General features: G+C 75.8%; 16 protein-coding genes. 12 read left to right on the top strand and 4 right to left on the bottom strand.

The window, feature by feature from the left end; genetic code table 11:
* Nucleotide 1 precedes the first annotated feature (1 nt).
* Entirely contained in the window at nucleotides 2–2335 is a 2334-nt protein-coding gene (locus HS045_RS24275; RefSeq protein WP_196453679.1) for a DUF5682 family protein, read from the top strand.
* A 29-nt stretch (nucleotides 2336–2364) separates the two neighbouring features.
* A complete protein-coding gene (locus HS045_RS24270) occupies nucleotides 2365–3528 on the top strand; it encodes a VWA domain-containing protein (RefSeq protein WP_196453846.1) in 1164 nt (387 codons plus the stop codon).
* 117 nt (nucleotides 3529–3645) lie between these two features.
* On the opposite strand, the gene HS045_RS24265 is transcribed toward HS045_RS24270, so the two are convergent.
* On the bottom strand, nucleotides 3646–5103 hold the full coding sequence (locus HS045_RS24265; protein ID WP_196453678.1) for an MFS transporter: 1458 nt from the start codon (nucleotides 5101–5103) through the stop codon (nucleotides 3646–3648).
* Between the two features lie 190 nt (nucleotides 5104–5293).
* Here HS045_RS24265 and HS045_RS24260 point away from each other — a divergent pair, with 190 nt between their 5' ends.
* From HS045_RS24260 to HS045_RS24250, 3 genes are all read left to right on the top strand, one after another.
* Entirely contained in the window at nucleotides 5294–6043 is a 750-nt protein-coding gene (locus HS045_RS24260) for a TetR/AcrR family transcriptional regulator (protein ID WP_196453677.1), read from the top strand.
* Nucleotides 6044–6091: 48 nt separating this feature from the next.
* Nucleotides 6092–7450 carry an MFS transporter gene (locus HS045_RS24255; RefSeq protein ID WP_230884566.1) on the top strand — a complete coding sequence of 453 codons (1359 nt, stop codon included), beginning with the start codon at nucleotides 6092–6094 and terminating at the stop codon, nucleotides 7448–7450.
* Between the two features lie 120 nt (nucleotides 7451–7570).
* Complete coding sequence (locus HS045_RS24250; protein ID WP_196453675.1) at nucleotides 7571–8575, top strand: enolase C-terminal domain-like protein; 1005 nt, start codon at nucleotides 7571–7573, stop codon at nucleotides 8573–8575.
* Between the two features lie 394 nt (nucleotides 8576–8969).
* On the opposite strand, the gene HS045_RS24245 is transcribed toward HS045_RS24250, so the two are convergent.
* Both HS045_RS24245 and HS045_RS24240 read right to left on the bottom strand, forming a co-directional pair.
* On the bottom strand, nucleotides 8970–9257 hold the full coding sequence (locus HS045_RS24245; protein ID WP_196453674.1) for a hypothetical protein: 288 nt from the start codon (nucleotides 9255–9257) through the stop codon (nucleotides 8970–8972).
* Between the two features lie 691 nt (nucleotides 9258–9948).
* Entirely contained in the window at nucleotides 9949–11433 is a 1485-nt protein-coding gene (locus HS045_RS24240) for an LCP family protein (RefSeq protein WP_307827678.1), read from the bottom strand.
* Nucleotides 11434–11622: 189 nt separating this feature from the next.
* Between HS045_RS24240 and HS045_RS24235 the strand changes: the two genes are divergently transcribed.
* The 5 genes from HS045_RS24235 (at nucleotide 11623) to HS045_RS24215 (ending at nucleotide 16890) form a co-directional block, all read left to right on the top strand.
* Nucleotides 11623–12504, top strand: a complete 882-nt coding sequence (locus HS045_RS24235; protein WP_196453673.1) for a crotonase/enoyl-CoA hydratase family protein — start codon at nucleotides 11623–11625, stop codon at nucleotides 12502–12504.
* A 4-nt stretch (nucleotides 12505–12508) separates the two neighbouring features.
* Complete coding sequence (locus HS045_RS24230) at nucleotides 12509–13462, top strand: alpha/beta hydrolase (RefSeq protein ID WP_196453672.1); 954 nt, start codon at nucleotides 12509–12511, stop codon at nucleotides 13460–13462.
* Between the two features lie 128 nt (nucleotides 13463–13590).
* A complete protein-coding gene (locus HS045_RS24225) occupies nucleotides 13591–15153 on the top strand; it encodes a carboxylesterase/lipase family protein (RefSeq protein WP_196453671.1) in 1563 nt (520 codons plus the stop codon).
* 10 nt (nucleotides 15154–15163) lie between these two features.
* Nucleotides 15164–16294 (top strand): sensor histidine kinase, encoded by a 1131-nt coding sequence (locus HS045_RS24220; RefSeq protein ID WP_196453670.1) that lies wholly within the window; start codon nucleotides 15164–15166, stop codon nucleotides 16292–16294.
* Entirely contained in the window at nucleotides 16291–16890 is a 600-nt protein-coding gene (locus HS045_RS24215) for a response regulator transcription factor (RefSeq protein WP_196453669.1), read from the top strand. Before HS045_RS24220 ends, HS045_RS24215 begins: the two co-directional genes overlap by 4 nt.
* Nucleotides 16891–16960: 70 nt before the next feature.
* Here the strand turns inward: HS045_RS24215 and HS045_RS24210 are convergent, their stop codons facing one another.
* Nucleotides 16961–18478 (bottom strand): S9 family peptidase, encoded by a 1518-nt coding sequence (locus tag HS045_RS24210; protein ID WP_196453668.1) that lies wholly within the window; start codon nucleotides 18476–18478, stop codon nucleotides 16961–16963.
* A gap of 157 nt (nucleotides 18479–18635) precedes the next feature.
* Here HS045_RS24210 and HS045_RS24205 point away from each other — a divergent pair, with 157 nt between their 5' ends.
* Nucleotides 18636–19763: an exonuclease SbcCD subunit D gene (locus HS045_RS24205; RefSeq protein ID WP_196453667.1), complete on the top strand. Its 1128-nt coding sequence runs from the start codon at nucleotides 18636–18638 to the stop codon at nucleotides 19761–19763.
* Nucleotides 19764–23552, top strand: a complete 3789-nt coding sequence (locus HS045_RS35925; RefSeq protein ID WP_196453666.1) for an AAA family ATPase — start codon at nucleotides 19764–19766, stop codon at nucleotides 23550–23552.
* Nucleotides 23553–23646 lie beyond the last annotated feature (94 nt).

The following is a 23646-nucleotide window of genomic DNA, read 5'->3' as shown; positions in this document are numbered from 1 at the left end:
GATGAACGTGCACGTCCTCGGCGTGCGGCACCACGGACCCGGTTCGGCGCGCTCCCTGCGCGTGGAGCTGGAGCGGCTCAGGCCCGACGTCGTGCTCATCGAGGGCCCGCCGGAGGCCGACGGGCTCGTGGACCTGGCGCGGGACCCCGACCTGCGCCCGCCGGTGGCGCTGCTGGCGCACGTGCCGGGCGAGCCGTCGAAGGCGGCGTTCTGGCCGTTCGCGGTCTTCTCGCCCGAGTGGCAGGCGATCCGCTACGCGACCGGGTCGGGTGTGCCGGTGCGCTTCTGCGACCTGCCCGCCGCGCACACCCTCGCGGCCCGCCCGGACGCGCCGGATGCACTGGACGCGCCGGATGCACTGGACGCGCCGGACGCGCTGGATGCGCCGGACGCGCCCGCGGGCACAGGGGACGAGGGGGCGCGGGCCGTACGGGTCGATCCGATCGGGGCGCTCGCCCGCGCCGCCGGTTACGACGACCCCGAGCGGTGGTGGGAGGACGCGGTCGAGCACCGCGGCGACACGCCGTTCCAGGTGATCGCCGAGGCGATGGCCGCGGTCCGCGAGGGGCACGTCCCGGACGCGCACGAGGCGCGGCGCGAGGCCTTCATGCGCCGCACGGTCCGCGCGGCGCTCAAGGACGGGTTCGAGCGGGTCGTCGTGGTCTGCGGCGCCTGGCACGTTCCCGCCCTTACGGGCACGCCGGGCGCGCCGGGCACGGGCAAGGGGAAGTCCTGGGGCGCGGGGCTGCCGCCGGCGAAGGCGGACGACGCGCTGCTGCGCGGCCTGCCCAAGGCCAAGGTGGAGACGACCTGGGTGCCGTGGACCTACGGGCGGCTGGCCGCCTGGAGCGGGTACGGCGCGGGCGTGACCTCCCCGGGCTGGTACCACCACCTGTTCGCCGCGCCCGACCGGCCGGTGGAGCGGTGGCTGACCGAGGCCGCCGGGGTGCTGCGGGAGGAGGACCTGCCGGTCTCCTCCGCGCACGTCATCGAGGCCGTACGGCTGGCGCGCTCGCTGGCGGTGCTGCGCGGGCGGCCGCTGGCCGGGCTGGCGGAGGTCACCGAGGCGGCCAGGGCGGTCCTGTGCGAGGGCGACGACCTGCCGGTGGAGCTGATCGGGCGGCGCATGGTCGTGGGGGAGAGGCTCGGCCGCGTCCCCGACGCCACCCCGATGGTCCCGCTCCAGCGGCACCTGCGCGCCGAGCAGCGGCGGCTGCGGCTCAAGCCCGAGGCGCTGGAGCGCGACCTCGACCTCGACCTGCGCAAGCCGCTCGACCTGGAGCGCAGCAGACTGCTGCACCGCCTGCGCCTGCTCGGGGTGGGCTGGGGCAGCCCGCGGCAGAGCACGGGCAAGGGCACCTTCCGCGAGTCGTGGACGCTCGCGTGGCGTCCGGAGTTCGACATCGACCTGATCGAGGCGGGCGCCTGGGGCACCACCGTCCCGGCCGCCGCGGCCACCCGCGTCCGGGATCTGGGGTCCGCGGCGGTCTCCCTGTCCGACCTGACGGGGCTGGTCGAGCGCTGCCTTTTGGCCGACCTGCCGGAGGCGCTGCCGGACGTGCTGGACGCGCTGTCGGCGCGGGCGGCGCTGGACGGGGACGTGACGCACCTGATGGCGGCGCTGCCCGCGATGGTCAGGGCCCAGCGCTACGGCGACGTGCGCGGCACGCCGGCCGCGGGGCTGTCGTCGATCGCCGAGGCGCTGCTGACCCGGATCTGCGTCGGGCTGGCCCCCGCGGCGGCCGGGCTGGACGACGACGCCGCCCGCGACCTGGTCGGCCACGTCGACGCGGTGCACACCGCGGTCGGCCTGCTCGACTCCGGGGAGGACGCCGGACAGGACGCCGGGCAGGACGGGCCGAAGGCGCGCTGGCTGGGCGCGCTCCGCGCGGTGTCCCGCCGTTCCGACCTGCACGGCCTGATCGAGGGACGGCTCGTGCGGATCCTGCTGGACGCCGGCGACCTCGACACCGGCGGGGCGGAGCGGCGCATGTCCCGCGCCATGTCCGCCGGGCACCCGCCGGCCCGCGCGGCGGCCTGGATCGAGGGCTTCACCTCGGGCGGCGGGCTGCTGCTCGTCCATGACGCCCGGCTCCTCGGGCTGGTCGACGGGTGGCTCTCCGGGCTGGCCCCGGAGGCGTTCGTGGACGTGCTGCCCCTGCTGCGGCGGGCCTTCGGCGCCTTCGCCGCGCCGGAGCGCCGCTCGATCGGGGAGCGGGTCCGCGTCCTCGGCCGGGGGGCGGACCCGGGAGCGGCCGAGGACGCCGACGAGGTGGACGACGAGCGCGCGGCGGCGGCCGTGCGGACCGTGCTGGCGATTCTCGGGAGGGCCTGATGGGCGGCGGGATCACGGAGGAGGCCCGGATGGGCGACGGCGAGAGGCTGCGCCGCTGGCGGCTGGTGCTCGGCGGCGACGCCGACGGCACCGGGTGCGCGCTGGGCGGGACCGACGCGCAGATGGACGGCGCCCTGGCCGCGCTCTACAACGACGGCGGCGGGGACGGCTCGCGGGAGCGGAGCGCCGGGCTCGGCGCGTCCGCGCCGCGGGTCGCCCGCTGGCTGGGCGACATCAGGTCCTACTTCCCCTCGACCGTGGTCCAGGTGATGCAGAAGGACGCCGTCGAGCGGCTGAACCTCACCCGGCTGATGCTGGAGCCGGAGATGCTGGAGGCGGTCGAGCCGGACGTCCACCTGGTCGGCACGCTCCTGTCGCTCAACCGGGTGATGCCGGAGAAGGCCAGGGAGTCGGCCCGCGCGCTGGTCCGCAAGGTCGTCTCGGAGCTGGAGCGGCGGCTGGTGCAGAAGACGAAGGCCGCGGTGACCGGCGCGCTGGACCGCTCGGCCCGCACCCACCGGCCCCGCCGGGTCGCCGACATCGACTGGGACCGGACGATCCGGGCGAACCTGAAGAACTACCTGCCCGAGAAGAACACCGTGATCCCCTCGCGGCTGGTCGGGTACGGCCGGCGCCAGCGGGCGGTCCAGCGCGAGGTGGTGCTCTGCATCGACCAGAGCGGCTCGATGGCCGCCTCGGTCGTCTATTCCAGCGTCTTCGGGGCGGTGCTCGCCTCGATGCGGTCGCTGAGGACGTCGCTGGTGGTCTTCGACACCGCGGTCGTCGACCTCACCGACCAGCTGCACGATCCGGTGGAGCTGCTCTTCGGCACCCAGCTCGGCGGCGGGACCGACATCAACCGGGCCATCGCCTACAGCCAGGGCCTCATCACCCGGCCCACCGACTCGATCTTCATCCTGATCAGCGACCTGTACGAGGGCGGGGTCCGGCAGGAGATGCTCCGCCGGGTCGCCCAGATGACCGCGGCCGGGGTGCAGGTGATCGTCCTGCTGGCGCTGTCGGACGAGGGCGCGCCCTTCTACGACCGGGAGAACGCCGCCGCCCTGGCCGCGATGGGGGTGCCCGCCTTCGCCTGCACCCCCGACGCCTTCCCCGACCTGATGGCCGCCGCGATCGAGCGGCGCGACATCGGCCGGTGGGCCGAGCGCCGCCTGGAGCGCCCAGCGGGCTGACGGACCCGTCCCGGCGGGAGGCGGCACGGGGGCCCGTCTCCCGCCGGGACGCTCGACGCACGGCCTTCGGAAGGCGGGCCATCCGGAGGGATGCCCGGCACAGGATCGCCGGGACGCTCAGTGCCCGGCGCCCTCCTCCTCGGGGCGGGCCCGGAGGGGGAGCAGGAAGGCCGCGGCGAAGGCGACGGCGACCATGCCGGCGGAGACCCACAGGGTGATCCGCATCGCCTCGGGGAAGGCCCTGCCGCCCTCCAGCAGGCCGAAGAAGAGCGTGCCGACCGCGGCGGCGCCGAGCGCGCCGCCGAGCTGCTGGACGGCGGTGAGCGTGCCGCTGGCGGAGCCGGACTCGTGCGGCTCCACGCCGGCCAGCACGATGTCGAAGAACGGCGCCATGACCATGCTCATGCCGGCGCCGGTGACGAGCAGGGCCGGGGTGAGCTGCCACGGGGTGACGTCCGTGCCCGCCAGGTCGAGGGTGACGGCGACGCCGGCCAGGCCCGCGACCATCACGACGGCGCCCAGGTGGATCAGCCTGCGCCCCGCCTTCTGCGCCAGCCCGGCGGCGTTGACGGCGATGAAGCCGAGCACCGTCCCGACGGCGCTGGGCAGGTTGGCCAGGCCCGCCGTGAGCGGGTCATAGCCCAGACCCAGCTGGAAGTACAGGCCGAGCACCATCGAGAAGCCGACGAGCGCGGTGAAGAAGACCAACCCGGTGATCAGGCCGCCGGTGAAGGCGCGCTTGCGGAACAGTCCCGTCTCGAGCAGCGGGTCGCCGCCCGCGCGGCGCTTGCGGCTCTGGTGCCGGGCGAAGAGCGCGAGGACCGCGGCCGAGGCGGCCATGGAACCGAACGTCCAGGCGGGCCAGCCGAGGTCGCGTCCCTGCACCAGGGGGTAGATCAGCAGGAGGGCGGCGGCGGAGATCAGCCCCATGCCGGTGAGGTCCAGCCGGGAGGCGCGCTCGCCGCGGGACTCCGGCAGCAGGGTGAGGGCTCCGGCGACGGCGAGCAGGCCGAGCGGGAGGTTGATCAGGAAGATCATGCGCCAGCCGGTGCCGAACAGGTCGGCGTCGACCAGCCAGCCCGCGAGCACCGGGCCGCCGACCATGGACAGGCCCATGACCGGGCCGAAGGCGCCGAAGGCGGCGGCCAGCTCCTTCGGCGGGAACATCTCCTTGATCATGCCCAGGCCCTGCGGGAGCATCACCGCGCCGAACAGGCCCTGCAGGACCCGCGCGCCGGTCAGCATCTCGGGGGAGAGGGCCAGGCCGCACAGGAGCGAGCCGGCGGTGAAGCCCAGGGCGCCGACCACGAACATGCGCCTGCGGCCGTAGAGGTCGCCGAGGCGCCCGCCGGTGATCAGCCCGACGGCCATCGCCATGGTGTAGCCGGCGCCGAGCCACTGGATCACGCTGGTCGATCCGCCCAGGTCGGCGCGGATCGACGGGGCCGCGATGTTGGTGATCACGGAGTCGACCAGGTCCATGACCTCGACGAGGAGGATCACGAAGAGGGCGGGCCAGCGCCATCGGTACGGCGCGGCGGCGGTCTCGGGAACGGCCGGGGAGGTGCGGGTCATGAGGGGTTCCTTCCGGAGGGCACGCGACAGGGCGAGAACAGTGTTCGTTGAATACGAACGCTGTTATATAAACGAACACTGTTCGCGTCAAGTACGCCGTTCGTTCTGGGTCCGCCGTTCGTCGAACGCACTCCGTTCGACTGCCGGTACGGCGTTCGCCGGGGGGAATCCGGCGGGATACCATCGCCGCGTGACCGACATCCCCGTCCCGCCCTGGCGCAAGACCCGCGTCCCCAGCGCCCCCCGCACCGCGCTGAGCAGGGAGCTCATCGTCTCCACGGGCCTGCGGATCGTCGACGCCGAAGGGCTGGAGGCGCTGAGCATGCGCCGGGTCGCCCAGGAGCTCGGCACCGGCCCCGCCTCGCTCTACGCCCACGTGGCGAACAAGGAGGAGCTGCTCGACCTGATCTACGACCGGGTCATGGCCGAGATAGCCGTCCCCGAGCCGGATCCGGAGCGCTGGCTGGAGCAGCTCAGGGAGATGATCATGGACGCGTTCCGGGTGTTCGGCTCACACGCCGACATCGCCCGGGTGGGCCTGGCCAACATCCCGACCAGCCCCAACGCGCTGCGCATCGCCGAGGGGCAGCTGGCCATCATGCTCGCCGGCGGGGTGCCGCCGCGGATCGCCGGGCTGATGCTCGACCGGTTCGGCCTCTACATCTGCGCCGACGCCTACGAGAGCGCGCTCTACGTCAACCGGCAGCGCGGCAGCGACAAGGACCTCGACGCCTTCCTGGAGGAGACGTTCGGCCAGATCAGGGAGTTCTACCAGAGCCTGCCCGCCGGCCGCTTCCCCCTCCTCGCCGGCCACGTCGACGCGCTGACCGGTCCCGACGGCGACGAGCGGTTCGCGTTCGGCCTCGACCTGATGCTGCGCGGCCTGGCCTCCTACGTCCAGGACGCCGACGCCGACGGGAGTCCTACGCCCAAGGGCTGACCCGCCCGGCCGATGCGCCCGGCGGGGCGGCGGCCGTACGGTCCGACCATGACGACGACGGTTCTGCAACCCCCTTCGGGGATATTCGCGCGGCGCCACCGCGCGGTGACGATCGGCATGGTGGCCCTGATCGTGCTGGTCGCCTTCGAGGCGCTGGCGGTGGCGACCGCGATGCCGGTGGTCGGGCGCGAGCTCGACGGGCTCGGGCTGTACGCGCTGGCCTTCAGCGGGGCGCTGGCCGCGGGGATGACCGCCACCGTGCTGGGCGGGCGCTGGGGCGACCTGCGCGGGCCGGTGGTCCCGCTCTGGACGGGCGTGGCGGCCTTCGTCGCGGGACTCCTGCTGGCCGGGACGGCGCCCACCATGGACGTGTTCGTGCTGGGCCGGTTCGTGCAGGGCTTCGGCGGCGGCCTCTTCCAGGTGGCGCTGTACGTGCTGGTCTCCCGGGTCTACCCCGCCGAGACGCACCCGAAGGTGTTCTCGGTCTTCGCCGGGGCCTGGGTGGTGCCCTCCATGGTCGGGCCGGCGATCACCGGAGTGGTGGTCGAGCAGCTCGGCTGGCGCTGGGTCTTCCTCGGCGTGCCGCTGCTGGTCGCCCCCGCCGCGCTGCTGCTCTGGCGCGGCCTGGCCGCCGTCCCGGACGGCGGGCAGGCGGAGCGCACCGGGTCCGCGGAACGGACGCCGATCGCCCGCAGGTTCGGCTGGGCGGTGCTGGCCGCCGCGGGCGCGGCGCTCACGCAGTACGGCGGGGCGGCGCGCGGGGCGGGCGTGCTCCTCCTGGCGGCCGGACTGGCCGCGCTGGTCCCGGCCCTGGTCAAGTTGCTCCCGCCGGGCACGCTGCGCGCCGGGCGCGGCCTGCCCACGGTGATCGTGCTGCGCGGGATCGCGGCCGGCACCGTCTTCGGCGGCGAGGTGTACCTGCCGCTGATGCTCACCCAGGAGCGCGGCCTCTCCCCGGCCATGGCCGGCACGGTGCTCACCGGCGGCGCGCTCGCCTGGTCGCTCGCCTCCTGGATCGTCGGGCGCAGGCCGTACGACCGGGTCCTGATCCTGCGGACCGGTCCGCTGCTGATCGCGGCGGGGCTGCTGATGATGGCGCTGACCGTGTTCCCGGAGGTCCCGGTCGCCTTCGCCTTCGCCGGGGAGATCGTCATGGGCCTCGGGATCGGCAGCGTCTACCCCACGCTCTCGGTGCTCGTCCTGGAGCTGTCCGCGCCGGGGGAGGAGGGCGAGAACAGCGCCTCGATGGGCGTCGGGGAGTCGGCCTTCACGGTGATGACGGTCGCCGCGGTCGGCGCGATCGTCGCGGCCTTCGGCGCGGCGGGCCCCGTCTACCTGGCCTGTTTCGCGCTGACGGCGCTGGTGGCGGTCACCGGCACGCTCGTCGCGGGCCGGGTCCGGACCTGACGGGGGCATGCCGGCGGCATGGCACCATGGGAAGAACGTGCCTCTTCCTCACGTTGAAGGGTGGGTCCCGCCTCCGGGCGGGGTCCGCGTTCACCGGCACGGGAAGACCAAGGGGAGTTCATGCCACGCGTGTGCGAGCTGGAGGTGTACCGGCTGGTCCTGCCGTACGGCAGGCGGCCGGAGAGCATCCTCGTCCGGCTCACCGACTACGGGGGCATGACCGGCTGGGGGGAGGTCGTCGATCCCGGTCCCGGGACCTGGCCCGCCCTGGTGGAGCGGCTGGCCGGGGAGCTGGTCGGCGCCGACTGGGAGCATCCGGACGACCTCGGTGAGATCCCCGGCGGCCCGGCCGCCGACATGGCCTGCTGGGACCTGTGGGCCCGGATGCGCGGCGTCCCGCTGGCCCACGCCCTCGGCGGCAGCCGCACCTCGCTGACGGCCACCGTCAGGATCGGCGCCGAGCGCAACCTGGAGAGCCTGGTCGCCCGGGTCAACCGGCACGTCTGCGCCGGGTACGCGCACATCACCATGGACGTCCACCCCGGCTGGGACATCGAGCCGCTGCGCGCCGTCCGCCAGGCCTACCCGGCCCTGGGCATCGGCCTGGACGCGCGCTCCGCCTACACCGACGTCGAGGCCCTGGCGGCGCTGGACGCCTACGCGCCCTCCGTGATCGAGCGCCCGTTCACCGACCTGTCCGACCACGCCGACCTGCAGGAGCGGGTGGCCGCCCCGGTGCTGCTGGAGGTGGCCTCGGAGCGGGAGCTGGACGAGGCGGTCGCCGCGGGCGCGGGCCGCGCGCTGCTGCTCCGCCCCGCCGCGCTGGGCTCCCTGCGGAGCGTGCGGCGGGTGCACGACGGCGCCGTGGCGGCCGGCTGGGAGGTCGCCTGCGCCGGAGGGCAGGGCACGGGCCTGGCCCGGGCGGCCACCGTCGCCGCGGCCAGCCTGCCTGGGTGCAGCCTCCCCTGCGACGTGGCCGAACCGCCGCGCAGCACCCAGATCGTCACCCCTCCGGTCGGCGCCTCCGGCGGCGTGGTGGCCGTTCCGCTGACCCAGCCCGGTCTGGGGCACGCCATCGACGAGGAGCGCGTCCGCCGGCTGGCCAAGCAGTCCCACCGCGTCTGAACGGCACGCTGCGGTGGTTCGGCCGGGTCCCGCTCATGCGGTGGCGGGGGGCTGCGGTGGTCCGGCCGGGTCCCGCTCATTCGGCGGCGGGTGTGGGTGCGCACTGCGGCGGGCCGGTGGTCCTGGCGGCCGTCGCAGCCGAGGTCCGGTGGTTTCGGCCTCCGGCCGGGGCGGGCGCGCGGGGTTCGGGCCCTTATACGCCGCCAGGACCACCGGCCCGCCTCCGTGCACTGCTGCTCCGCCGTACCGATGCGGGCCGTAGCGGCTCGCTCTCCGGCCGCCCGGCGTTCCCGCCGCCGCTGAAGCGATCCGTCCGGGACCGCTCGGGCGGATCGCCGCAGCTGAAGCCACCCCGGCGGAAAGGAGCTCAGGGCCGGGCGCCGCAAGGTGCGGTTCACCGGTCGCGCGGATCTCCTCCGACCAGATGCAGTGCTTCCAGGTAGCCGTCACCGGCATCCAGCCGGGTGATGTCGCCGATCCTGTGCATGGTGCACAAGCCGTCCCAAGCGGCTCGGGAGTCGATCTGCTGGAGGCGGACCTTCTTCTTCGAAGCGATCCCCCGCGCGCGGCCGATGAAGAGGGCATCGGGGTCGATCTCCTCGAACGTCAGCCCCAGCAGAGGAAACGCCTCTGCCATGGTTTCGATCAGCCGGGCGGTGGAGTCGGGATCGACATCCGGCAACGGATCACCCGCCGCACCCCGACCGGCTTGCCCGCCCGTAACGCCCGCTCCAGTTCCCTGGTGCCCTTGCTGCTTCCCATATCCCGCCCTCTCGCAGAAGGAAGATCCACTTTCCATCCGGTTCGCGGCCCGCAGCGCCGTACGGCTCGGTTGAGAGTGACGGCCCATCGCGTCGTGGACATCTTGCATGCAGGAAGCTCGCAGGGCTTACGGTGCCCGGCCCTGAGCTCCTTTCCGCCGGGGGTGGCTTCAGCTGCGGCGGTCCGCCCGAGCGGTCCCGGACGGATCGCTTCAGCGGCGGCGGGAACGCCGGGCGGCCGGAGAGCGAGACGCTACGGCCCGCATCGGTACGGCGGAGCAGCGGTGCACGGAGGCGGGCCGGTGGTCCTGGCGGCGTATAAGGGCCCGAACCCCGCGCGCCCGCCCCGGCCGGAGGCCGAGACCACCAGAGCTCGGCTGCGACGGCCGCCAGGACCACCGGCCCGCCGCAGTGCGCACCCCCACTCGCCACCGCATGAGCGGGACCCGGCCGAACCACCGCAGCCCCCACCCGCCACCGCATGAGCGGGACCCGGCCGAACCACCGCAGCCCCCACCCGCCACCGCATGAGCGGGACCCGGCCGAACCACCGCAGCCCCCACCCGCCACCGCATGAGCGGGACCCGCCGCAGAACACCCCACCAACGGCACTCAGCCGCAGCCGTCGGTGATGCCCTTGGGCGCGGTGGGGTCCGCCGGCTTGGCGGTCGGCTTGGCGGTCGGTTTCGCGACGGCCTCGGCGGGCGCGGAGACGCTCGGTGTGACGGTCGGGGTGGCGGCCAGAGTGGCGGCGGGTGTGGCGGCCGGTGTGGCGGACGGCCGGGGAGTGGCGGCCGAGGCCCGGACGGCCTTGGCGGTGACCGCGCGGATCTTCGTCCAGTCGGGGTAGCCGGTGTTGATCAGCGGCGGCACGAACTGCACGCTGGTCACCTTGGCGCCCTTGACCTTCAGCGCCAGCGGGACCAGGTGCTCCAGCATCGGGCGCGGGATGTCGGTCCTGATCAGCTCCCGGGTGGCCAGCGCCACCTGGTTGAACCGGGCCAGCACGGTCGCCGGGTCGGCCTGCTGCAGGATGGCGCCGAGCACGCAGCGCTGGCGGCCCATCCGGCTGAAGTCGTCGCTGTAGGTGCGCGAGCGGGCGAACCACATCGCGTCGGCGCCCCCGAGCCTGCGCCGGCCCGCCTTGACCACGCCCTCGTTGTACTTGCCGAACACCACGTCGTGCGGCACGGTGATCGTCACGCCGCCGAGCGCGTCGATGAGGCGGGCGAAGCCCCACATGTTCACCAGGGCGTACCAGTCGATCTTCAACCCGAGCGTGTAGCCGACGGTGTCGATCAGGACCCGGGCGCCCTGCCCCTTCCGGCCGCCGAAGATCTCCGGGTGGGCGTCGGCGTACTCCCAGACCGCGAACAGCAGGTCCTCGCGCCCGCCTCCGGGCCCGACCGGGAGCCGGAAGCCGTTCGGGAACCGCCTGGCCATCGGGCTGCCCGGCACGAACCGGACGTTCTCCAGGTTGCGCGGGAGGCTGAGCAGGACGGTGTTGCCGGTGCGCACGTCGACGCTGGCCACGTTGATGCTGTCGGTGCGCACTCCGGGCCGGTGGTCGTCGGCGTCGCCGCCGAGCAGCAGGATGTTCACCCGGCCGCGGCCCGCCCACGGGTCCTGTTCGCGTTCGGCGGGCATCGTCGCGGCGGGGGCGGTGAAGACGCCCTCGATCGCGGTCTGGGAGACCGCGGCGTACTGCCCGACGAACCCGAACGGCAGCAGCACCGCCACCGCGAGCACGCCGGCGACCGTCCCGGCGGCGGCCTGCCCGGCGGCCGGCAGCGTGCCGGGGTTCAGCACCGTGAAGGAGTGCACGACCAGCGCGAACCAGGCGACCCCCAGGGCGAGCGAGATCACGGTGACGCCCGTCAGCCAGGACGACGCCAGCAGCCGCCCGGCGAGGCCGCCGAGGTCGGAGGTGAGCCCGACCCACAGCAGCGCGAGCAGTACCGCGGCGTACAGCGAGAGCAGCGCCAGTCCGGTCCGGCGCCAGCCCGCGCGCAGGTGCGCGGCCCCCGGCGCGATGACCGACAGCGCCGTCCACCCGATGACCGCGCCGATCCCGGGCGGCTGTGATCTGTCCCGCACCTGCTCCCCGTTTCCCGCACTCTCCGCACCCGCCGTGCGGCGCGCGCTCCGCGTCCGCGGGCTCGTGCACTCGTGCGCCGCACAGGAGATGGTAGGCGGAAGGGCAGGTCGGGCAGGCGAAGAGCGCGTGAACACATCAGAAAAACATCCCGATTAATCCAGACATTTGAACTGGAATAAGATTCGGTCATGTCTTTCACCGAGATCGAGTACGGCGTGGCCGACGGTGTGGCCACCATCACGCTCAACCGCCCGGAGCGCCTCAACGCCTTCACCTACGTGATGCGCGCCGAGCTGATCGAGGCCTTCGACCGCGCGGACGCCGACGACGAGGTGCGCGCCGTGGTCGTCACCGGGCGGGGCCGGGCCTTCTGCGCCGGGGCCGACCTCGGCGGCGGCGGCGACACCTTCGACCACCGCAGGAGCGGGGAGATGTTCGGCGGCGCCGACACCGTCGACGGCTCGCCGCGCGACGGCGGCGGCACGGTCGCCCTGCGGATCGCCCGCTCGCTCAAACCGGTCATCGGCGCGATCAACGGCCCCGCCGTCGGCGTCGGGGTGACCATGACGCTCCCCATGGACGTCCGGCTCGCCTCCGACACCGCGAGGTTCGGCTTCGTCTTCGCCCGCCGCGGCATCGTGACCGAGGCCGCCTCCAGCTGGTTCCTGCCCCGCATCGTCGGCATCTCCCAGGCGATGGAGTGGGCCGCGACCGGCCGGGTCTTCCCCGCCTCCGAGGCGCTCGACGGCCGCCTGGTCTCCCGGGTCCTGGCCCCCGCCGACCTGCTCCCGGCCGCCTACGCGCTCGCCCGCGAGATCGCCGACACCACCTCCGCCGTCTCGGTCGCCGCCATCCGCCGGCTCATGTGGTCGGGCCTGTCGGCCGCCTCCCCGTGGGAGGCGCACCGCGCCGACTCGATCCTGATGAACGTCCTGGGCGCAGCCCCGGACGCGGCCGAGGGGGTCACGTCCTTCCTGGAGAAGCGCCCGGCGGACTTCCCGATGAAGGTCAGCCGGGACCTCCCGGACGCCGTCCCCGCCTGGCCCGCCAACCCGTACGAAATATCCTGAGCGCATGCACGACGTTCTCGGCCCCGACTACGAGCTGACGGTCCTGCCCCTGCCGGACGACGACGAGGGCGAGGTCGTCGCCTCCCTCGTCCACCGCCGCGCCGCGGACCCCACCGGCCGGGCCGTGCTCTACCTGCACGGCTTCACCGACTACTTCTTCCAGACCCACCTGGCCGAGCACTTCGCCGCCCAGGGGATCGACTTCTACGGCCTGGACCTGCGCAAGTACGGCCGATCGCTGCTGCCGCACCAGACCCGCGGGTTCGTGCGCAGCGTCACCGAGTACTTCCCGGAGATCGACGAGGCGGTCCGGATCATCCGGGCCGAGCACGGCCACGAGCAGGTGGTCCTCAACGCCCACTCCACCGGCGGGCTCGTCGCCGCGCTCTGGGCCGACCGGGTCCGGGGCCGGGGGCTGGTCCAGGGCCTGGTGCTCAACAGCCCCTTCCTCGACCTCAACGTCCCCGGCCACCTGCGCCTGGCCGCCGACGTCCTGCACCTGCCGCTCTCCCGCCTGCCCGCCCGCGCCGTGCTGCCCCTCGGGCTGTCCACGGCGTACGGCACCAGCCTGCACCGCGACCACCACGGCGAGTGGGAGTTCGACCTGGAGTGGAAGCCCGTCGGCGGGTTCCCGGTGCACGCCGCCTGGCTGGCGGCGATCCGCCGGGCCCAGAAGCGGCTCCACGGCGGCCTGCGGGTGGACGTGCCGGTCCTGGTGCTCTGCGCGGAGAAGGGCCTGCGGCTGCGCGACTTCGCCCCCGAGGCGCAGGGCGCCGACACCGTGCTCGACCCCGAGCAGATCGCCCGCTGGTCGACCCGGATCGGCGGGCACGTCACCTGCGTCCGGGTGCCCGGCGGCATGCACGACCTGGTGCTCTCGCCCGAGCCCGCCCGCAAGCAGGTCTTCGCCGAGATGGACCGCTGGCTGGCCTGCTACCTGGCGCCCGGCGGCTCCTGAGGTCCGCGCCCCTCCGGTCCCGGCGGTGCGCGGCACCGCCGGGACCGGAGGACCCGGGACATTTGTCGGGGGGAGATCCGGATCGACGGACCTTCTGCGCGGGCGCGGGATCCGGCAGCGTCGGACCCATGAGACCTCTTCCCGCCGTCCGGCGGATCACCGGCCGGGCCGTGCCCGCCGCCGCGGCCCTCCTCCTCGCCGCCACCGCCTGCGCCGCCGGGCCGCCGCCGCAGGCCGACCCCGCGGTCGTCAGGACCGAGGCCGGGGCCGTGCGCGGCACGGTGACCCCCGGCCACCGCATCTTCCAGGGCGTCCCGTACGCCACCGCCGCCCGCTGGGAGTCGCCGCGGCGGGCCGGGCCCTGGCCGGGCGTGCGGGACGCCACCCGGCCCGGGAACATGTGCCCGCAGGTCGGCTCGGAGTACGCCCCCGTCACCAGCACCACCGAGGACTGCCTGGTGCTCAACGTCACCGTGCCCCGCGGCCGGGCCGCCGGGCTGCCGGTCATGGTCTGGCTGCACGGCGACGGCGCGCTCGGGGCGGGTCACTTCTCCGACGCCCGCCCGCTCGCCGCGCGCGGCACGGCCGTCGTCACGATGAACTACCGGCTCGGCGTCTTCGGCGCCTTCGGCCACCCGGGTCTGAAGGACTCCGGCACGTACGGCCTGCAGGACCAGCAGGCGGCGCTCGCCTGGGTGCGGCGCAACATCCGCGCCTTCGGCGGGGACCCGGGCAACGTGACCGTCTTCGGCGTCTCCTACGGCGCGATGTCCATCGGCGGGCACCTCACCTCGCCCGGGGCGAAGGGGCTCTTCCACCGGGCGATCATGCAGAGCGGCGAGACCATGATGGACATGCCCGCCGGCAGCCTGGTCCCCGGCGTTCCCGCGCAGCCCTCCCTCGGCTGGCGCGGCACGCGCGAGACCGAGGCGCTGGGCGCCCATTACGCCGAGCGGCTCGGCTGCCGCGACCTGGCCTGCCTGCGCGCCCTGCCGGTGGCGCGGATCCTGAGGGAGCCGCAGATCATGAACGCCTTCCAGGCGTACGCCTACGGCAACGCGGTGCTCCCGGAGATGCCCGCGGAGGCGATCCGCGCGGGCCGCCACCACCGCGTGCCGGTCCTGGCCGGGGCGACCCGGGACGAGCACCGGCTCTTCGTCGGGATGCAGTACGACGCCCGGGGCGAGCCGCTCACCGGCCGGGGCTACCGCGACCTGGTGGCGGCGGCCTTCGGCCGGGACGCCGCGCGCGTCCTGCGGCGCTACCCGGCCCGGAGCTTCGCCTCGCCGGGCATCGCCTGGGCGACGGTCCTGACCGACCGCATGTGGGCCCGGGCCACCCACGAGCAGAACACCCTGCTCGCCCGGCACGCGCCGGTCTACGCCTACGAGTTCGCCGACCGCGGCGCCCCGATGTTCCTGCCGCTGAAGACGGACTTCGACTGGGGCGCCTACCACGCGGGCGACCTGCCGTACCTGTTCCCGGAGAAGGGGGCCGCGCTCTCCCCCGGCCAGCGGGAGCTGTCGCGGCGGATGACCGCCTACTGGACGAACTTCGCCCGCACCGGCGACCCCAACGGCCCCGGCCTGCCCGCCTGGCCGCGCCTGGACGGGGGCGTGCAGTCGCTGGCCCCCGGGGCGGTCCGGCCGATCGACTACGCGGCCGGGCACCGGCTGGACTTCTGGAACTAACGTGGAGCGGGTGAAAGGTCCCGCGGCGTTCTCCTTCTGGGTGGCGCTGGTCTTCTTCCCGGCCGCCGCCCTGGCCGAGGCCCCCCGGTGGCCGGAGGCCGCCGCCCTGGCCGCCGTCGCCGCCTGCTACCTGCTGAGCGTCCGGGCCGCCTTCGCCCGGCCCGCCGCCGCCCCCGTCGCCCCCGCCGCACGGGTCGCGCTGGCGGGGCTGGCCGGCGCCGTCCTGGCCGGCTGCGCGGCCTACGGCGGCACCTGGCTCTACCTGTGCCCGCTGGTCTCCATCGCCTGCGTCCTGGTGCTGCGCGGCAGGGCCGTCCCGGCGGCCCTCTCGGCGGTGACCGTCGTCTCCATGGCGGTCGCCTTCGCCACGGGCGGCGGCCGGGACGCGGCCGGCGCCGTGGCCTGGGGCACCGCCGCCGCGGGCGTCGCCGTCCACGTCACGCTCGAGCTGTACCGGACGCGGCGGGAGCTGGCCGAGGCGGCGGTGAGCACCGAGCGGGAGCGGTTCTCCCGCGACCTGCACGACCTGCTCGGGCACACCCTCTCCCTGATCGTGGTCAAGGCCGAGGCCGTGCGGCGGCTGGCGCCCCGCGACGCCGCGGCGGCGGCCCGCCAGGCCGCCGAGATCGAGGAGATCGGCCGCCGGGCGCTGACCGAGGTGCGCGCGGCGGTCTCCGGCTACCGCGGGCACGGGCTGGCCGGGGAGCTGGCCGCCGCGGGCGCGGCCCTGCGCGCGGCCGGGGTGCGCGCGGCCGTCACCGCCGACGGGGTACGGCTCCCGCCGCACGCCGACGCGCTGCTCGGCTGGGCCGTACGGGAGGGGGTGACCAACGTGATCCGCCACGCCGGGGCCACCGTGTGCGAGATCGGGGTGCGGAAGGGGGAGGAGGAGGTCGTGCTGGAGATCGCCGACGACGGGACCGGTGGGGCGGAGGGGTGGGGCCACGGCCTGCGCGGACTGGCCGAGCGGGCCTCCGCGGCGGGGGCCCGGCTGGAGACCGGGCCCGCCGCGGGGGGAGGGTTCCGCCTCAGGGTGGCGGTGCCGGCGGGGGAGGCCCCGGCGGTGGGAGGGGGTCCGGCGGTGGGAGGGGGTCCGGCGGTGGGAGGGGGCCCGGCGGCCTCCCCGGGGGGGACGGCGTGATCCGGGTGATGATCGCCGAGGACCAGGGCATGATGCGCGACGCCCTGGCGCTGCTGCTGGACATGGAGGACGACCTCGAGATCGTCGCCCGGACCGGGGACGGCGAGGAGGTCCTGCCCGTGGCCCGCCGGACCCGCCCCGACGTCGCCCTGCTCGACATCGAGCTGCCGGGCCGCAGCGGTCTCGACGCCGTCGGCGAGCTGTGCCGCCAGGGCGTCGTCGTGCTCGTCCTGACCACCTTCGCCCGGCCCGGCTACCTGCGCCGGGCGATGGAGTCGGGGGCGGCGGGCTTCCTGGTCAAGGACGGCCCCGTCGAGGAGCTGGCCGCCGCGATCCGCCGGGCCGTGGCGGGCGAGCGGATCGTCGACCCCGCCCTGGCCGCCGCGGCGCTCACCGCCGGGCCGAGCCCGCTGACCGCGCGCGAGCGCGAGGTGCTCGCCGCGGCCCTCGGCGGCGCCGCCATCGCCGATCTCGCCGCCCGGCTCCACCTGTCGGAGAGCACCGTGCGCAACCACCTGTCGTCGGCGATCGGCAAGACCCACACCCGCAACCGGATCGAGGCCGCGCGGCTCGCCCGCGACAACGGGTGGTTGTGACCCCCGTCCCGCCCCCGTCCGGCGCCCCGCCCGCGGCCCGTACGGCGGCCCGGCCCGTACGGCGGCCCGGTCACCAGGGGAAGGCGAACAGGCCGTAGTAGGCCGCCGCGACCAGCAGCAGCCCGGTGCTGCCCAGGACCCCGGCGATCGCGACGTGCTGCGGGCGGCTGGGCTGCCAGCCCTCCCGCAGCGCCGAGACGACGGCGGCGGTGGCCGTCACCTCCTGCAGCAGCATCAATACGGCCAGCCCCCGGATCACCAGCCAGCCGGTGAGGACCGCGGGCCAGGCCCCCGCCTGGTTGACCGAGAACAGCACCAGCAGCGTGATGAAGGCCAGCACCGAGGCCAGGAGCCCGGCCCCCGTCCACGCCATCCGGCGGAACCGGCGCCGGACGGGAGGCCAGAGCCGGGCGTTGGCCTCGGCCTGGGGGCGGCTGCCGCGCAGCCGTACCACCAGCGCGGCCACCGGGCCGGCCACGTAGCCGACGGCGGCCAGGCAGAGCGTGAGCCCCAGGACCGTGCCCCCGGCGTACCACGGCGCGGCCGGGACGTCGCTGGCCTCGTAGCGCTGGACCGGGGTGGCCCCGGCGATGCGCGGCGCGGGGGGCGATTCGGGCGGGGGCGCCGCGGGGTCCGCCGTGCCGGGCAGGCCCCGGACCCAGTTGGCCAGCGTCTCCAGGTAGCCGGGGGCGAACGGCCCGCCGTGCACCCGCATGCCGTGGTCGGCCCCCTCCAGGTAGCGGATCGTGTAGGCGGGGTTGCCGGCCTCGGCGAGCGCGCGGGTGAGGGTCTGGCTGCTCTCCACGAACGGGATCGACGGATCGCGCGTGCCGTACAGGGCCAGCACCGGCCGGCGCGTCCCGCGCAGCGCCGGCACGCCGTCGTGGCGCAGGAAGTTCATGTCGACCGCGGACATCGCCCGGATGAGCAGTTCGCGGACCCCGCTCGGGGCGTGCAGCCGGTCCAGCTGCTCGCCGAGCGCCCAGCTGACCTGCCGCACGGGGGAGACGTTCGGGGCGGAGACCAGGACGGCGAAGCCGACGTCGGCGCTGCGGGAGACCGCGATCGGCACCACCCAGCTGCCCTCGCTGACCCCCCACAGCCCGGTGCGGGCCGGGTCCACGTCGGCGCGCCCGCGCAGCTCGGCCAGCATGCGCAGCGCGTCGTCGGCGAGCAGGCCGAAGTCGCGGTGCCGGAAGTCGTAGCCGACGGTCCGCTTGTCGTAGACGAGCGTGACGATCCCGGCTCGGGCCAGCCACTCGGCCTGCTCGGCGAACTCGTCGCGCACCCCCGGCCCCGCCCCCTGCACGAAGACCAGCGCGGGATGCCGGCCCGGGGTGAGCGGCGCGCGGATCGTCGCCTCCAGGCGGGTGCCCATGGCCGGGACGGTGACGTTCCGCACGGAGACGGGCGCCGTGGCGGAGACGGGCCGCAGCTCGCGGGCGGGCTGCGGCGGGAGGGTGCGGAAGGCCGGGTCCACGGTGAGCGGCGACGGATCGAACGGCGGAGGCAGGATGTAGCCCACCGTCGCCAGGGCCGCCATGATCAATCCGGCGGCCAGGCCCACCACGCCCCGGCCCACGCGCATGCCGCTCCGTTCCCCGATGGCCGTCCGTCGGAGTGTCTGCCTCCGATCGTCAACCCTACCCAGAGAGGAGGAACCGTGGGCATCCAGCAGATATCGGTGAGCCCGGCGAGACGGGAGTGGCCGCACATGCCGCCGAGTCCTGTTAGCTTCAGGCGTCATGCGGGTGCTGCACACATCGGACTGGCACCTGGGCCGCTCGTTCCACCGGGAGAGCCTCCTGGCGGCCCAGGGAGTCTTCGTCGACCATCTGATCGAGACGGTCAGGGCCGAGCGGGTCGAGGTGGTCGTCGTCTCGGGCGACGTCTACGACCGGGCGCTGCCGTCGGTCGACGCGGTCGACCTGTGCAACGAGGCGCTGCGGCGGCTGGTCGCCGAGGGCGTGCGCACCGTGCTGATCAGCGGCAACCACGACTCCGCGCGCCGCCTCGGCTTCGGCGCCGACCTGATCGACGCCGCGGGCGTGCACCTGCGCACCGACCCGGCCCGGGTCGGCACGCCGGTGCTCGTCGGGGACGTGGCGTTCTACGGCATCCCCTACCTGGAGCCCGAGCTGGTCCGCGGCCCCTGGGAGCTGCCCGAGCGCACCCACACCGCCGCCATCGGGCACGCCATGTCCCTCGTCCGCGCCGACCTCGCGCGCCGCGGCACCCGGTCGGTGGTGCTGGCCCACGCGTTCGTGACCGGCGGGCAGGCCAGCGACAGCGAGCGCGACATCAGCGTCGGCGGCGTCGCGCACGTCCCGGTCGCGGCGTTCGACGGCGTCGACTACACGGCCCTCGGCCACCTGCACGGCCGTCAGCGGATGAGTGAGACGGTGCGCTACTCCGGCTCCCCGATCGCCTACTCCTTCTCCGAGCTCGGCCAGGTCAAGGGCTCCTGGCTGGTGGAGGTCGGCCCGGACGGGTTCGCCGGCGCCGAGTTCGCCGAGGCCCCGGTGCCCCGCAGGCTCGGCCGCCTCGAAGGCCGCCTCGACGACCTGCTCGCCTCGGAGGCCCACGCCGACCACGAGGACTGCTGGCTGCAGGTGGTGCTGACCGATCCCGTCCGGCCGAAGAGCGCCATGGAGCGCCTGCGCACCCGCTTCCCGCACGCGCTCACGCTCTCCTTCGCGCCCGAGGGCGGACCGCCGGAGGCCGCGGCCCGGCCCCGCCTGGCGGGCCGACCGGAGATCGAGGTGGTGCTCGACTTCGTCCGCGAGGTGCGCGGCGAGGCCGCCGACGACGAGGAGACCCGGCTGCTCCGGCAGGCCGTCGAGGAGTCCCGCGCCAAGGAGGCGATGGCGTAGATGCGCCCCCACCGTCTGCAGATCACCGCCTTCGGCTCCTTCCCGGGTGAGGAGGAGGTCGACTTCGACGCCCTGGCCGAGGCCGGGCTGTTTTTGATCCACGGCTCCACCGGCGCGGGCAAGACCACCGTGCTGGACGCCCTGTGCTTCGCGCTCTACGGCCAGGTGCCCGGCCAGCGCAACAGCGCCCGCAGCCTGCGCTGCGACCACGCCCCGCCGGACCGGGGCCCGCGCGTCGTCCTGGAGGTCACCGTCCAGGGCCGCCGGCTGCGCGTCACCCGCTCGCCCGCCTGGCAGCGGCCCAAGAAAAAGGGCGCCGGCACCACCCTGGAACAGGCCAAGGTGGTGCTGGAGGAGCTGACGCCCGCAGGGGAGTGGCGGGGGCTGACGACCCGGATGGACGAGGCGGGCGATCTCGTCGGCGGCCTGCTCGGCATGAACCTGGCCCAGTTCTGCCAGGTCGCGATGTTGCCGCAGGGTGATTTCGCGCACTTCCTGCGCGCCGACGGCGAGGAGCGGCGCAAGGTCCTGGAACGGCTCTTCTCGGTGAAGGTCTACGCCGCCGCCGAGTCCTGGCTCGCCGACCGGCGGACCGCGGCCTTCCGCGACCAGCAGGCCCTGCGCCGGGAGGTCGACTCCGTCGTCAACCGCGTCGAGGAGGCCGCGGGCCCCGGGCTCCTGGCCGCCCTCGCCGCGCCGGCGGTCTCCGGGACGGCCCCCGCGGCGTCCCCGGAGGCGTCCCCCGAGGCGGCGACGGGAGCGGCGACGGGAGCGGCGACGGGGACGCTCGCGGTGCTCCCGGAGATGGAGCCCGGCGTCCTGGCGGCGCTCCCGGGGACCGAGGCGCCGGAGCCCTCGGCCGCCGAGCACACCGCGGAGCGCATCGCCGAGCACACCGCGGAGATGCGGGACGTGGCCGCGTGGGTGGAGGACGACCCGCTGGGATGGGCCGGGGCGCTGGCCGGGCTCGCGGAGGAGGCGGCGGCGCGGGCGGCCGCCGCGTGCGCCGGGAGCGAGGCGGCGGCGCGGCGGGCCCGCCGGCTGCTGGAGGACGGCGTCGCGCTCGCCGACCGGCGGCGGCGGCACGCCGAGGCCCTCGCCCGGAGCCGGGCGCTGCAGGAGAGCGCCGAGGAACGGGCCGACCTGGAGGCCGTCCTCGCCGAGGCGGCCCGGGCCGACCGGGTGCTCCCGCTGATCCGGGAGGCCGAGCAGCGCGCCGAGACCGCCGCCAAGGCCCGCAGCCTGGCCGCCGACGCGCTCAACCGCGCCACCCCCCTCCTGGAGCCGGACCCCCGGTACGGCGGGGCCCGGCCGGCGGGTCCCGACCGCCTGACCGCACTGGAACGCGAGCGGCTGGACGAGATCACCCGGCTGGAGGAGCTGCGCGCCGAGGAGCCGAGGCTGGCCGCGCTGCTCCGGGACCGCGAGCGGGCGGAGGCGGAGATCGCCCGTCTGACGGGTGAGCAGAGCGCGGCGGACGCGCGGCTGGCGGTCCTGCCCGGCCTGCGGGCGGAGGTGGAGGACCGCCTCACCGCCGCCCGTCTGGACGCGGCCCGGCTGCCCGCCGCGGAGGAGGCCAGGGACGCCGCCGCCCGGTTCGCGGAGCTGGAGGCGGACCTCGCCCGGCTCGACACCCGGCTGCGCGACCTGGCCGGGCAGGAGGCCGCGCTCGCCGAGGCCCGGCGGGGGCTGCCCGCCGCCCTGGAGGAGGCCGCGGCCCGGCTGGCCGCCGTGCGCGCCGAGGCCGCCGGGATCCCCGCGGCCCGGACCGCCGTCCGCGCCGCCGCCGCCGTACGGGACGCCGTCCGGCGGCGCGACGGCCTGGAGGTCCGGCTGGAGGCGGCCCACCGGGCCCGGAACGAGGCCGTCGACCGCGCCCAGGAGTCCCGCGACCGGCTCCAGGGGGTCCGCCAGGCCCGGATCGACGGCATGGCGGCCGAGCTCGCCGCCCGGCTCGTCCCCGGAGACCCCTGCGCGGTCTGCGGCTCGCCCGACCACCCCGCGCCGGCCGCCCCCGCCGACGCGGCGCCCACGCCCGACGACGAGCGAGCGGCCGAGAGCGCCTACGAGGCGGCGCTGAAGCGGCGGCAGGACGCCGAGAGCACCGTCGCCGACCTCGCCTCCCGGCTGGACGAGACCCTCGCCGCCGCGGGCGGCCTCACCGCCGGGCAGGCCGAGGAGTCGCTCGCCGCGGCGGAGCGGGAGCTCGCCGCCCTGACCGAGGCCGCCGCGGGCGAACCGGGGCTGGCCGCCGAGACGGACCGGATCACGGCCGAACTGGAGGACGTGCGGGCGCGGGCGGAGGAGGTCTCCGGCCTGCTGGCCGAGACCCGGGCCCGGCGGGAGGGGGCCGGAGCCGAGCAGGCCCGGCTGGCCGTCCGTCTCCGCGCCGCCCGGGACGCCGCCCGGGACACCGCCCGGGACGCCGCCCGGGACACGGTCGGGGACGGGGACGGCATCGCGGCGGGGGACGCCGGCGACGCGGCCGGGGACGGCGGGCCGGGCGCCGGCGGAGAGGGCTCCGAGTCCTCCGCGGGCCGGGCGGCGGAGGCGCTCCGCCGGGCGGAGCGGGCCCTGGAGGGGCTCCGGGAGTCCGCCGGAGCCGTGCCCGGACTCGAAGCCGAGGCGGAGCGGCTGGCCGCCGAGCTGGAAGAGCTGCGGGAGCGGTCGCGGGAACTGGCGGTGGCGCTGTCGGCCCGCCGCGCGAACCTGGAGAAGGTCACCGCGGACATCGGCCTGCTGACCGCGCGGCTGGACGCGGCCCGGGGCCAGGACCCCACACTGGCCGCCCGGCTGGAGCGGCTGGCCGACGAGGCCGGGCTGCTGCGGGAGGCCGCGGAGGCCACCCGGCGGGAGCGGGACGCCGAGGACGAGCTGGAGACGGCCCGGGTCCGGGCCGCGGCCGGGGCCGCCGAGGCGGGTTTCGCCGGGATCGAGGACGCCCGGGCCGCGGCTCGCCCCGCCGCGGAGCAGGAGGAGAAGGCCGACCGCCTCCGGGCGCTCGACCGGGAGCGCGCCGCCGTCGACGCCCGGCTCGCCGACCCCGAGCTGATCGCCGCGGCGGCCGAGCCCGAACCCGACCTGGCCGGACTGGAGTCCGCCCGGGACGCGGCCGGTGCCGCGCACGCCGCCCTGCTGTCCGTCGCGGACCGGGCCGGCCGGCGCCGCGACCGGCTGGCCGCCCTCCGCGCCGAGCTGGCCGGATGCCTGGAGCGGTGGCGGCCCGCCGCCGAACGGCACCGCATCGCCGAGAGCCTCGCCGCGCTGACCAGCGGCAACTCCGCCGACAACCAGTGGAGCATGCGGCTGTCGTCCTACGTCCTGGGCGAGCGGCTCCGCCAGGTGGTCGCCTCGGCCAACGAGCGCCTGGACCACATGTCGGGCGGGCGCTACCTCCTCCAGCACGACCTGCGCCGCGCGGCGGGCGACCGGAGCCGGTCGGGCGGCGGGCTCGGCCTGCGGATCCTCGACGGCTGGACCGGGGTGGACCGCGACCCGGCCACCCTGTCCGGCGGGGAGGGCTTCATCACCTCGCTGGCGCTGGCCCTCGGCCTGGCCGACGTGGTCACCGCCGAGGCCGGGGGCGTGGAGCTCGGCACGCTCTTCGTCGACGAGGGCTTCGGCACCCTCGACGAGGACACCCTCGACGGCGTCCTGGACATCCTCGACGGGCTGCGCGACGGCGGGCGGGCCGTCGGCATCGTCAGCCACGTCGGCGAGCTGCGCACCCGCATCCCGGCCCGCCTGCACGTCCGCAAGGAGCGGCACGGCTCGACCATCCACCAGTAGGCGCGGTCCGGGGTGACCCGGCCGCGCCGGAAACCCCCGGCGCGGCCGGACTCGCCGCACCGGGCCCCGCGCGCGGCCGGGATGAGGGTTCTTT

Source organism: Planomonospora sp. ID82291, from assembly GCF_015711645.1.
Taxonomy (GTDB): Bacteria; Actinomycetota; Actinomycetes; order Streptosporangiales; family Streptosporangiaceae; genus Planomonospora.
Note: the sequence above shows the minus strand (reverse complement) of the source record. Positions and strands in the feature narration are given on the sequence as shown.